The organism is Psychrobacter sp. AOP7-C1-14, from assembly GCF_052376135.1.
Taxonomy (GTDB): Bacteria; Pseudomonadota; Gammaproteobacteria; order Pseudomonadales; family Moraxellaceae; genus Psychrobacter.
Window position 1 is genome coordinate 272,788 of sequence record NZ_JBQSVH010000001.1, and the last position, 12,988, is coordinate 285,775.

A 12,988-nucleotide genomic window follows, 5' to 3' on the forward strand; every position below is an offset into this window, starting at 1 on the left:
TCTGGTAAATCGCTCAAACTGTATCAATACGTATCTTACAATCGATAGTGTGAATGAGTATATTAGCCAAACCTTCTATCGTAACAGTGTAGCTGAATTGGACGCATAAAAAAACCACAACGCCAGTAGGTCTGACGTTGTGGTATATGCAAGTTGTACATATATTAATTCATAAACCAGCCATGACTGGCAACGATAGATTGGCCAGTAAATACATTGGTCGGAAAGGCCGCTAAAAATAGCGCCAATTGTGCAATGTCTTCCACTGTCGTAAACTCTTTATCGACTGTATTCACCAACATAATGTCGTTGACCACGGACTCTTCACTGATGCCTTTTTCAGCCGCCTGTTCTGGGATTTGTTTTTCAACCAACGGCGTTTTGACAAACCCTGGACAAATCACATGCGAACGTACCTTATGTTCTGCACCTTCTTTAGCCAATACACGACACAAACCTAGCAGTCCGTGCTTGGCAGTCACATAAGGGGATTTGTATAATGAAGCCTCATGCGAGTGAGCAGAGCCCATATAAATGACTGTACCACCCTTATCGTCTTTATACATATGCTTAATCGCTGCTTTGGTGGTCAAAAAAGCACCATCTAAGTGGATGTTAAGCATTTTTTTCCAATCGCTAAACGCCATTTTATCGATAGGATCAATAATCTGAATACCAGCATTAGATACTAAAATATCAATGCCACCAAAGGTATCGACTAGCTGTTGCACACCGTCGTTTACCGCATCTTCTGAGGTAACATCCATAGCAATCGCGAGAGCACGTCCACCAGCAGCTTCAATAGCATCGACAGTTTTTTGTGCTGCTTCGAGGTCAATATCAGCAATACCAACTGCTGCGCCTGCTTTTGCATACGTTTCAGCGATGTCACGTCCTATACCGCTTGCAGAGCCAGTGACCAACGCTACTTTGCCTGTTAAGTCTTGTTCTAATTGAGTCGCCATACATACTCCTTATCATGGTCTAAAATATTATTGGTTTTTATAAAAATTGAACTGAACAAATACGCCACTATAATCATAGTGGCGTATTTATTTGCGAGATAGATCATATCTAACCTCAAGACTCTCACTTTACTGTACAAAGTTTACTGAATAATACTTACTGGCGTTTTTTCTTGTAACTCGTCAAAGCTAATACCATCTGCTAATTCAACCAGCTTCAGACCGTTATCAGTCACGTCTAATACGGCAAGCTCAGTGATAATACGATCGACCACACCTTTACCCGTCAGCGGTAATTCACAGTTGGCTAGAATTTTTGGGTCACCGTGTTTGTTGACCTGCTCCATCAATACAATCACACGCTGCACACCTGCGACCAAATCCATCGCACCGCCCATGCCTTTGACCATTTTTTTAGGAATCATCCAGTTGGCCAAATCGCCTTTTTCTGAGACTTCCATTGCGCCCAATATGGCCAAGTTGACATGACCACCGCGAATCATTGAGAAAGACTCTGAGCTACTAAAATAACTGGCTCCAGCTTCTGCAGTTACCGTTTGCTTGCCAGCATTGATCAAGTCTGCATCGACGTTTTCTGTTGTAGGGAACTCACCAATACCTAGCAAGCCGTTCTCTGATTGTAGCCATACGTCCACACCTTCAGGAATGTAGTTGGCGACCAACGTTGGGAGACCGATGCCTAGGTTCACATAGTAGCCATCTTGTAGCTCTTTTGCAGCGCGTTGCGCCATTTGCTCTCTTGTCCATGCCATGCTGATTTCCTTATTTTTTGCGATATTCTATTTTATTCATCTAGACAGCCAGTTATCTAATCAATTAGCTGTCTAAACTACTATCAATCTAAAATTAACGATTAACTCCACGTACAGTTAAGCTTCGACCACGTTTTTATTTACGCGCCTTCTACCGCTTTAGTCGTGGTTTTTTCGATACGTTTTTCAGGGCTAGCATTCAGTACAATACGCTGAACAAAGATACCCGGTAGATGCACCTCATCTGGATCGAACGTGCCCGTCTCAACGATTTCTTCTACTTCAACGATAGTGATTTTACCCGCCATCGCGCAGTCTGGGTTAAAGTTACGAGCGGTTTTATTGAACATTAAGTTACCCGCCTTGTCGGCCTTTTGCGCCTTGATTAGGGCGACATCCGCACGCAATGAATGCTCTAGTACGTAAGTACGACCATCAAAGTCACGAGTCTCTTTGCCTTCAGCGACTAACGTACCTACGCCTGTTGCAGTATAAAACGCAGGGATACCAGCACCGCCTGAGCGCAGCTTTTCAGCCAATGTCCCTTGAGGTGTCAACTCAACTTCTAACTCGCCTGCCAAGTACTGACGCTCAAACTCTTTATTTTCACCCACATATGACGATATCATTTTTTTGATTTGGCGAGTTTGCAATAATAGCCCAAGACCGAAGTCATCAACACCAGCGTTGTTACTGATACAAGTCAACTCTTTGACTTTGCTATCGCGTAGCGCTTCGATTAATGCTTCTGGAATACCGCATAGACCGAAGCCACCGATCGCGAGTGTTTGCCCGTCACTGACGACACCTTTTAGCGCTTCTTCGGCACTGTTATATACTTTTGATTGACTCATGCTTGTCTCCTATGACTATATTTATGTTTTTAATCCGTGCACAACCGAATGCTGAATTAAGTGTCTCAATTATCCGTTTGATTGTTGATTGTTATAAAAGCTAAGAACTAAAAGCGCAAATAAACCACGTTTATTTTCCTGTTGAACCTTATACCACTAGCCAAAACATACCCATGATAATGGCGCCAGATACTGCCAGTACTATTAGGCAATAACCCATAATCGCACGCGCATCCAAACCTGCGATACCCAACAATGGCAGAGCCCAGAATGGCTGAATCATGTTGGTCCATGCATCACCCCACGCAATTGCCATCGCAGTAATGGCTGGACTAACACCCAACTCAATGCCAGCAGGAATCATAACAGGACCCTGTACGGCAAACTGTCCACCGCCGGACGGTACAAAGACATTGACCAAGCCAGCACTTAAAAATGCAAAAATTGGAAAGCTGTCTGCAGAGGCAGAGTTAACGAAAAACTCGGTCACTTGCGTACTGATAGAGACACCATCCACATTTGCACCCGTCATAATGCCCATGATGCCGCCGTAGAACGGAAACAATAGCACGATACCTGTGATGCCACCAATTCCTGAGTGTACGGCACGATAGTAACGCTCTAACGTGCCATGTGACAGCAAACCTATGAATAAGAACAGCCCAATGACGATATTTAGCCCCAGATTAAAACCGTTGCTACCAAACTCACTGATATAGTACATCAGCGCTAATGCCAATAAGATGACAGCGATAATACGACTATCATCTAATTTTTGTGCAGGCGTGTCTCTCTGGGGTGCGATATAAACTTCTTTTTTGATCAATTTAGGATCAATAACGGTAGGATTCTTTGGATGCATAAAGCGGTTTACGAGTGGCAGAATAACTATGAGTAAACCTACTAGCAGCATGTTGTATCCTGCAAATACGGTCTGCGATAAAGGTACTGCTTCCGTCATGGTGTTACCTGACAACGTCATTAACGTATCACCGCCAGAACTGAGCGTTAGTGGTATCGAACCTGAAAAGCCACCATGCCAAATAACAAAGCCTGAATACGCAGCAGCGACGAGTAAAGGATAATCGACATTGGCTACTTTTCTTGCCAGTGCTTTTGCAAAGATTGCTCCGATAATTAGACCAAAGCCCCAGTTTATCCATGAACCAACCAGTCCAACTAAGGTTGAGACCATAATAGCGGTGGTAGGAGAATGCACTCTACTGGCAAGACTGTCTAGTAAACGTTGAATGAACGGTGCACTAGCAAATGCGTAGCCAGTAACTAGGACCAGTGCCATTTGCATGGCAAAGCTATGCAGTGACCACAGCCCATTGCCCCAATGACCCGCCATCGCAATCATGTCCTGTCCCGTAGTAGCCAGTCCTACAGCAAATGCGATAAGGGTCAAAACAATCGAAAATACGAATGGGGATGGTAGGTAGCGATTGACTAACTGCACGCTCATATTAGTGATGGCACTAAACATATTCACATTCCTTGTAAATTTGATGTTTGTTTTTAAGAGTTATTATTAGAACTTTTTTGAACAATTATCAGACTTGAGAGCGATGATGATCACTACGTCTAGTAAATGGTAAAATTATATTTTACATCAGCATTCATAACAATACATTTTATCTCGCTATATCATGCGTGAGATACTTGTGCTAACTTAACATATTATTTCCATAGCGACTAGAAAATAACTACCAGCGCTTGTGAGTCAACGCTGTGCGAGGTATAGATCGATGAAATATTGATGATTAGCAGCGTATTAGTCTAGGTTTATGTTTGATAAAATGGACGAAATAAGCTTATTTTGATTAATTTTATTGACCCATATCAATAAGCACGGCATACTCGCTGCCTGATTTTTGCCAAGGAGGGCCATTATGTTTAGCACGCTTGCTATTGTTATTACTCTATTATTACTCATGTTCTTTGCTTATCGTGGCTATTCTGTGCTGATCTTAGCACCGATTATGGCAACGTTAGCAGTCTTGCTATCAGGTGACTTTTTAAGCACCATCCCCGCTTATACTGATGTATTTATGGGTGCACTAAGCGGATTCTTACTCAAATTCTTCCCAATATTCTTGTTAGGCGCACTATTTGGACGCTTAATGGCAGACTCTGGCGCTGCAACCGCCATTGCCAATACAGTCGTCGAAAAGCTCGGTGCCAGTAAAGCCATCCTTGCTGTGATTTTGGTCTGTGCTATTCTGACCTATGGCGGCGTATCGTTGTTCGTTGTGGCTTTTGCTATTTATCCAATCGCCAAAGACTTGTTTAAAGCCGCCGATATTCCAAAACGTTTGATTCCAGCGGCGATTGCCCTAGGGTCATTTACCTTCACAATGACTGCCCTACCAGGCACGCCAGCTATTCAGAATGCCATTCCAATCCCCTATTACAACACCAATGTATTTGCCGCTCCTATTTTAGGTATTATCGGTGGTACGGTTATGTTTATTGGCGGTTGGATGTGGTTGCAATCACATGCTAGAAAAGCCAATGCAGCGGGCGAAGGTTATGGTCAGCACGATGATGAAGATGTGGGCGGCGTGGGCGCGTCGGCAAAAGAAGCTGAGGTATTAAACACTCATCAGACGTCGTTTACCATTGCTATGATTCCTTTAGTATTGGTCATCGGTCTAAACGCTATATTGACATATATTATTTTTCCATCGATGGACTTTAGTAGTTTACAGACACAATTTCCTGAATTGAATATCGCAGGCTCACTCGGATTATGGTCAATTATCATCTCATTGGTCGTGGCTTGTGTGGTGTTAATTCTGCTCCGTATCGGACATTGGAATAACCTACAAAAAACCATCAACCGCGGTACTTATGACTCTATGTTGCCGATTTTTAATACCGCATCAGAAGTTGGTTACGGTGCTGTTATCGCGTCATTAGCTGGTTTTTTGCTCATTCGTGATAGTATTCTGAACCTAAATCCTGACAACCCTCTGATATCAGAAGCAGTCGCGATGACTACGCTGGCTGGTATCACAGGTTCATCATCTGGTGGTTTGAGTATCGCGCTGTCAACATTGGGTGAAGACTATCTAAGAATGGCGGTCAATGCTGGTATCGACCCTGAGCTTATGCACCGCGTAGCCGTTATGGCGGCAGGTGGTCTTGATACGCTTCCGCACAGTGGCGCTGTTATCACCTTGCTAGCGATTTGTGGTCTGACCCACAAACAGTCTTATTTGAACTTAGCGATGGTTACGATGGTCATTCCATTGGTCGCTGTGGTTACTGTCATTGTCTTAGGTACGATGTTTGGTTCATTCTAAAGTAGCTTGGTTAGTCGTTATTATTAACTACTGGACTAACTACTGCTATCTACGCTAATAACCTAGAAATAAAAACCCACTTGGCATACTGCTTAGTGGGTTTTTTATGGCTAGTTGACAACCATTTTATAACTACCAAATTTAATGCGAACCTATTATTTGTGGTTAATAAATGTCTGACGAATGAGAAGTAATTACTAAGGAATATCACAAATTTATCTGAATTACGGTATCATAGGCGCACTTTTTAAATTTTCATTATTTTTAGAAGTTTTTAGCATTAACGATGTCGCATCGACGAGCGATGAACTGCTTAAGATGTTCGATAACCAACCCGTTTATATAAAAATATAGGTGACAAAAGTGCGTGAGATTCTAGTAACCAGTGCCTTACCCTACGCCAATGGTGACATCCATTTGGGGCATCTTTTAGAGCATATTCAAACTGACATTTGGGTGCGTGCGATGAAAGCACAAAGCCATAAAGTTACTTATGTCTGCGCAGATGACGCTCATGGCACTGGTATTATGCTCAAAGCAGAGGACAATGGGGTGACGCCAGAAGAACAAATTGCAGCAGTCAAAGCCTCACACGAAGCAGACTTCTCAAAATTCCTCATTGATTATGATAATTATTACACCACTCACTCAGAAGAAAACAAGCATTTCTCTGAACTGATTTATCGTCGTCTTAATAGTGCTGGTCATATCAGTACAAAAGATGTCGAGCAGCTATTTGATCCTGAAAAGCAACTGTTTCTAGCTGATCGCTTTGTCAAGGGAGAGTGCCCAGAATGTGGTGCAGCAGATCAATATGGCGATAACTGTGAGGTTTGTAGCACGACTTATAATGCCGTAGAGTTAAAAAATCCACGCTCAACTATCTCAGGCGCAACCCCTATACTTAAAACGTCCAAACACTATTTCTTTGATCTGCCAGAGTTTGAACAGTTCCTAAGAGAGTGGACACGCAGTGACAACCGTTTGCAAACGTCAGTGGCTAATAAACTTCAAGAATGGTTCGATTCCGGACTAGCCAGCTGGGACATCTCGCGCGATGCACCTTACTTTGGCTTCCAAATTCCAGACACTCCAAGCGACGAGCCAGACAAATATTTTTATGTGTGGCTAGATGCGCCTGTTGGTTACATGGCAAGCTTTAAAAACCTATGTGATAAGCGTTCAGGTACAGACCAAGCACTTGACTTTGACCGCTACTGGGCACAAGAAAATGAGAAAAAAACTGAGGTCTATCACTTTATCGGTAAAGACATCGTTTATTTCCATGCCTTGTTTTGGCCTGCGATGCTAGCTGGTAGTGAGTTACGCACGCCAACTGGTGTTTTTGCCCATGGTTTCTTGATGGTCAATGGCGAAAAAATGAGTAAGTCACGCGGCACCTTTATCAATGCCAAAACTTATGCAGAACATTTGCACCCAGAATACCTGCGCTATTACTTCGCCAGTAAGCTGTCTGACAAAGTTGAAGATATTAATTTCGATCTAAATGATTTTATGCAAAAGGTCAATTCTGACTTGGTTGGTAAAGTCGTCAATATCGCCAGTCGTAGTGCTGGGTTCTTGGTGAAGAAGTACGACGGTATGCTGTCAGAAGTTTGCGTCGAGTCAGCGTTATTAGAAGACATTACCAAAACTGGTGATGAGATTGCTGCTGCCTATGAAAACCGTGAATTCTCTCGTGCCATGCGTTTAATCATGCAATGTGCAGATAAAGCCAATGAATATATTGATGAGAAAAAACCGTGGTCGCTTGCTAAAATCGAGGGCACAGAGCAAGAAGTTCAAGACGTCTGCTCGGTCGCTATCAATATTTTCCGTCAGTTGATGGTTTATCTTGCGCCAGTACTACCTGAACTGACTGCCAATGCCAAAGAGTTTTTGAATCTTGATGACCTCAGCTTTGCCAGTCGTAATGAGTGGTTACTTGGACACAAAATCAATAAGTTTAAACCATTGATGCAGCGTATCGAATCGAAAGATATTGAAGCGATGGTAGAAAATTCAAAAGCGTCTCTGGCACAAACAGACGCTACTGCCACGACTGATAGTAGCAAGCCTGCCGCAAAAGACAAAGCACAAACAACAGACGTTGATACTGAGCAAACTGACTACATTGGTATCGAAGACTTTGCCAAAGTTGAGATGAAAGTAGCACACGTCTTAGAGTGTAACCATGTAGAAGGTGCTGATAAGCTATTGCAATTCACGCTAGATGTTGGTGAAGACAAACCACGCAACGTGTTTAGCGGGATTCGTAAGTTCTATGAGCCTGAGCAATTGGTCGATAAAAAGGTGGTTTGTGTGACCAACCTTGCCCCACGTAAGATGAAATTTGGTGTATCAGAAGGCATGGTATTATCAACTGGTGAGCCAAAAACGGGCTTAACCGTTGTAACCTTACCAGATGCTTGTGCTGTTGGTGACGTCCTAGCTTAATGGTTATTTTTAAATAATAAAAAAAGATGCCCTAAGTGGCATCTTTTTTTATGGTTGATTTATCAAATAATTAAAAACCAAGCCTTATATTTATTTACTCAAAATATCGATAATCTGCAACGTATCATTGATCACCGTCACAATGTTATTTTCTGGCGTACGAATACGAACGTAACGGTCATCATAACGGTCTAAAACGACAGATCGATCATAAGCTCTTCTATCAATCTTGCCGACTACTCTATAACCATACTTATCAAGATTACGCTTAAATGAAGCATTAGGGCTAGCATTGCGATAGGCGTTAATACTTGGGTGGGCATTGCCACTATGCTTATAGTTTTTACTGATATGGGCAGAGTTAGCTTTGCTATTACCATGTCCATTACCGTGCCCGTTTCCATAACCATTTTTTGCCACAGCAGGCAATCCAATCAAAGAAGTAGCAGTGATACCAATGATGGTTAATAATTTAAGATTAGCAGCGTTCATAATATTATCCTTAAAATGGTCATCCGAGAAAGTCAGATAAACAATAGCGTCTATTTCATATCCACTATGTCAGCACGATGTCCGCTTAACGACTGGATTAATCTTAGACCCATTATGTTTCTCATATGAGAATTAGGTTACGTTAATTATGAAGTGAGTACGTAATAGATGCGTTGCTAGGATGTAAGCCTTTTGCATATGCTTTCAACAAACAAAAGCACCCTATTGGCATCATCTGTATTTGGATCTACACAAGAGCTTTACTTCATTACATCTCTTAGTAAGATAAAAAGAAGTGATGTATATTTAACTTTCCATCATCATGACTGCCACAAATCAATTTTTTATTGCGATAACTTACATTACTGTCATAATATGAACATAATAATCGATGGAACGATTACTTTATTTAATTGTTAGCCTGCTATCTCAGCATCAACATAGTATTGACTTGGCTAATCTGCATTCTTCAATATCATGGCAAAAAACCAAAGTACACCAGACAGATGAGAAAATTACTACCATATAAGCTAGTAAATTTGGCTGTAATTGCTTGGTTTTTACGATTGATATAACCTATGAGTTAACCTAATAATGACTATCGCTTCTACTCTACGCTTAAGCCTATATGGCGTTGCTCTTAGTGCCATTGGTACACTTGGACTAATCGGCTGCTCCAACTCCTCTACCGAGACCGCAGCGACTGCTGAAAATAGCACGGCTACAGACAAACCTGCCAAATCAATCGCCATTACTCAAATCGTTGAGCATCCATCACTAGATGATATGCGTCGCGGCATTATTGATGAATTGGCAGATAATGGATATATCGAAGGGCAAAACCTAACGGTTAACTTTCAAAGTGCACAAGGTAATACAGCAACTGCAGGACAGATTGCTAAGCAATTTGCAGGAGACAGTCCTGACGCAATCGTAGCAATATCGACGCCTTCTGCGCAGTCCGTGGTAGCCGCGACGACGACTATCCCTATTATTTACACCGCTGTGTCAGATCCGCTAGGTGCCAAGCTCATCACAGCAGATGGTGAGCCTTTCCAAAGCAACTTAACTGGACTATCAAGCCAACTACCACTAGAGCCGCAGTTGGATTTGTTGCAACAAATAAAACCTGATTTAGAAACCATCGGTTATGTCTATAGCCCAGGTGAGGCAAACTCAGTATCATTGCGTGAAAATCTAAAACAAGCTCTGCCAGCACGAGGTCTGTCACTGCTAGACATTCCTGCCAATCGCCCAACGGATATTGGTATGGCAACACGCAGTTTGCAAGGGCGTGCTGATATCATCTATACCTCATTTGACAACAATGTCGCTTCTGCCTTTGAGGCCATGACCCAAGCGGCGAATGAGCTAAAGTTACCGATTATCGCGTCTGATGAATTTAGTGTAAAACGTGGCGCGACTGCTGCGCTTGGTGTTAATGATTATGATTTTGGTCGTACCACTGGCAAGATGGTATATCGCGTGTTAAATGGTGAAGCAGTCAATACCATCAAACCTGAAGTCATGAATGATCTAACCTTATATGTCAGTCCTAAGCATGCTCAAACGCAAGGTGTCAGCTTGCCAGCAGAGTTACTAAACAACGCCATCAATGTTGATATTGATGCCGAAACCAAATAAAAAGCAGTAAGTTATCTATTAGCTCGTCAATTATTTATATAGTGTATGGACACACTATTATTTTAGGAGTAAGACCCATGTTGTCTCAAAATCGTTTTGGTCGTTTTAATTTTGGTAAGGCTTTATTGTTAGGCGGTGTATGTACTGCTATCTTGACTGGTTGCAATCAATCAGCACAAGATGATGGCACCACGGATGCTGCTACTGGTGATGCAGCGACAGCTATGAAGGCCGTTGCCATTACCGCTATCGTCGAACATCCAGCGCTTGATGATGTACGTAAAGGTGTCATTGACGAGTTAAACGAAGCAGGATTCACAGACGGTGAAAACCTCACCGTTAATTTCCAAAGCGCGCAAGGAAACACTGCTACTGCTGGCCAGATTGCCAAGCAATTTGTCGCTGATGCGCCAGATGTTATCGTTGCTATTGCAACACCATCTGCTCAGTCTGTTGCCGCTTCTACTAGCAGCATTCCATTGGTATTCTCAGCAGTTACTGACCCAGTAGCCGCAAAACTGGTACCTAAGCTAGATGGCTCTGGTACCAATGTCACAGGTGCATCAGATGCCCTACCGTACGAGCCACAAATTGATTTAATGCGTCAAATCATTCCATCATTAAAAAATGTCGGTTATGTCTATAGCCCAGGCGAAGTCAATTCAACGATTATCCTAAAAAATCTAAAAGAGAAGCTAACGCCACTAGGTATTAATGTACTCGAAGCGCCTGCACAGCGTAGTAATGACATCGCAATGGCAGCCCGTAGTCTCGAAGGTAAGGTTGATATGATCTACACCTCAACCGACAACAACGTGGTATCAGCGTACGAATCACTCTATCAAATTGCCAAACAAAGTAAGATCCCTCTTATCGCCTCAGACACCAGCTCAGTTGAGCGCGGTGCTGTTGCTGCTCTAGGCGTGAATTACTACGAGCTTGGCCGTGAAACTGGTAAAATTGTCGTACGTATCTTGAACGGTGAAGAAGCAGGCGCTATCCCTGTTTATACGCCACAAGCGCTTGATTTATACGTTAGTCCAAAGCACGCTAAAGAAGAAGGCATCACTTTGCCTCAAGCGGTTATCGATAATGCAAAAGAAGTGATAGAATAACGCACCTTTGTATTTGGCTTAAAATAGTAGGTATAAATAGGATAGCGACACTAAGCAATAATGTGTTGTATACCTTAAAATACACTGCCAATGATTGAACAAGAAACCCAGCTATGAGTCATTAGGCTGGGCTTCTTGTCTAAACAGAGTCTTTTTTTTGCAAGCGTGTTTAATAGTACTGTATTTGTCTCGCTATTTATCTGATACTTGTTGAGTAGAGGATAAGTTTATTGATTACATTGCAATATCCTGAACCATCGCTTCAAACCAAGGTAGCTTATGATCGTTATTAATCGTGACATGTTTTGGTTTACCCTAACCGCAGATTGCTTAATCTGTTAAATTCACCGCTTAGCTGTTTAGCAGGTAGATGATTTTGGCCATTGCCATTTACTTATCTTGGTACCATACGCTAGACACTTGGTTATGACTTACTGATCTCTTATGTCTTTAATTGCTTTTTTTGGTGCGCTTGAAAGTGGTCTGATTTATGGCCTAGTAGCACTCGGTGTGCTTATCTCATTTCGTACGCTCGACTTTCCAGATTTAACCGCTGACGGTAGTTTTCCGTTAGGTGGCGCAGTCGCTGGTATTTCTATCATCGCTGGTATCAACCCGTGGTTGGCCTGTGCTTTTGGGATGTTAGCAGGTTCAGTCGCTGGTATCGTCACTGCGTGGTTGCATGTCAAACTTGGCATTTTGCAGCTGCTTGCCAGTATCTTGGTTATGGTTGCCTTATATTCTGTCAACCTACGCATCATGGGCGCACCAAACCTACCTCTTCTCGGTGAAACCACAGTGTTTAGCACCTTGGTGACTGATGGTAATGGTTATTGGATGCGCTGCCTGATTATTGGTGTCGTTGTAGTAGCTGCCATGTTATTTCTGAACTGGTTTTATAGCACTGAGACAGGCCTGTCGATGCGTGCTACTGGCTCAAACCTGAGAATGGCACAAGCGCAGGGTATTAACACTTCATGGATGACCATTGTCGGCATGGCAATTTCTAACGGTTTGATTGCCCTAGCAGGTGCGTTGTTTGTCCAGACTCAGGGTGGCGCAGATATTTCGATTGGTATCGGTACGATTGTTATTGGTCTAGCAGCGGTCATCATCGGTGAGACGATCATTCCTGCCAAGCGTATTTGGCTGATTACCTTTGCCGTTGTTATCGGCGCGGTATTGTACAAGCTGTTCATTCAGGTCGCACTATCAAGCGATACGCTACGTAGTATCGGCTTTGGACCACAAGATTTGAACTTGATTACCGCATTGCTCGTGGTATTAGCCTTGGTATTACCAAAAGCGAAAACCAAGTTTTTATCACGCAGAGTTCGCGCCTAATGACAGTCAAAGCAGGTATTTATAACACTTGCG

10 protein-coding genes are annotated in these 12,988 nt (G+C 42.7%); 5 read left to right on the top strand and 5 right to left on the bottom strand.

Going from position 1 to position 12,988, the window contains the following annotated elements; translation table 11 throughout:
* Positions 1–164 precede the first annotated feature (164 nt).
* From ACT3QN_RS01105 to ACT3QN_RS01120, 4 genes are all read right to left on the bottom strand, one after another.
* A complete protein-coding gene (locus ACT3QN_RS01105) occupies positions 165–965 on the bottom strand; it encodes a 3-hydroxybutyrate dehydrogenase (protein WP_444521891.1) in 801 nt (266 codons plus the stop codon).
* Between the two features lie 143 nt (positions 966–1,108).
* Complete coding sequence (locus ACT3QN_RS01110) at positions 1,109–1,738, bottom strand: 3-oxoacid CoA-transferase subunit B (RefSeq protein WP_444521890.1); 630 nt, start codon at positions 1,736–1,738, stop codon at positions 1,109–1,111.
* A gap of 140 nt (positions 1,739–1,878) precedes the next feature.
* Positions 1,879–2,592: a CoA transferase subunit A gene (locus ACT3QN_RS01115; protein ID WP_191115027.1), complete on the bottom strand. Its 714-nt coding sequence runs from the start codon at positions 2,590–2,592 to the stop codon at positions 1,879–1,881.
* Between the two features lie 148 nt (positions 2,593–2,740).
* Positions 2,741–4,081, bottom strand: a complete 1,341-nt coding sequence (locus tag ACT3QN_RS01120) for a short-chain fatty acid transporter (RefSeq protein ID WP_444521889.1) — start codon at positions 4,079–4,081, stop codon at positions 2,741–2,743.
* Positions 4,082–4,487: 406 nt separating this feature from the next.
* Here ACT3QN_RS01120 and ACT3QN_RS01125 point away from each other — a divergent pair, with 406 nt between their 5' ends.
* Together ACT3QN_RS01125 and metG are read left to right on the top strand one after the other, a co-directional pair.
* On the top strand, positions 4,488–5,903 hold the full coding sequence (locus tag ACT3QN_RS01125) for a GntP family permease (RefSeq protein ID WP_444521888.1): 1,416 nt from the start codon (positions 4,488–4,490) through the stop codon (positions 5,901–5,903).
* Between the two features lie 363 nt (positions 5,904–6,266).
* Complete coding sequence (gene metG, locus ACT3QN_RS01130; RefSeq protein ID WP_444521887.1) at positions 6,267–8,360, top strand: methionine--tRNA ligase; 2,094 nt, start codon at positions 6,267–6,269, stop codon at positions 8,358–8,360.
* 90 nt (positions 8,361–8,450) lie between these two features.
* Here metG and ACT3QN_RS01135 read toward each other — a convergent pair whose 3' ends face one another.
* A complete protein-coding gene (locus tag ACT3QN_RS01135; RefSeq protein ID WP_444521886.1) occupies positions 8,451–8,852 on the bottom strand; it encodes a hypothetical protein in 402 nt (133 codons plus the stop codon).
* Between the two features lie 594 nt (positions 8,853–9,446).
* Between ACT3QN_RS01135 and ACT3QN_RS01140 the strand changes: the two genes are divergently transcribed.
* The 3 genes from ACT3QN_RS01140 to ACT3QN_RS01150 all read left to right on the top strand — a co-directional run bounded on the left by ACT3QN_RS01140 (position 9,447) and on the right by ACT3QN_RS01150 (position 12,955).
* Positions 9,447–10,496, top strand: a complete 1,050-nt coding sequence (locus ACT3QN_RS01140; RefSeq protein WP_444521885.1) for an ABC transporter substrate-binding protein — start codon at positions 9,447–9,449, stop codon at positions 10,494–10,496.
* Between the two features lie 77 nt (positions 10,497–10,573).
* Positions 10,574–11,611 (top strand): ABC transporter substrate-binding protein, encoded by a 1,038-nt coding sequence (locus tag ACT3QN_RS01145; RefSeq protein ID WP_444521884.1) that lies wholly within the window; start codon positions 10,574–10,576, stop codon positions 11,609–11,611.
* Positions 11,612–12,055: 444 nt separating this feature from the next.
* Positions 12,056–12,955, top strand: coding sequence for an ABC transporter permease (locus tag ACT3QN_RS01150; protein ID WP_444519532.1), 900 nt, complete (start codon positions 12,056–12,058; stop codon positions 12,953–12,955).
* The last annotated feature ends 33 nt before the right edge of the window (positions 12,956–12,988 follow it).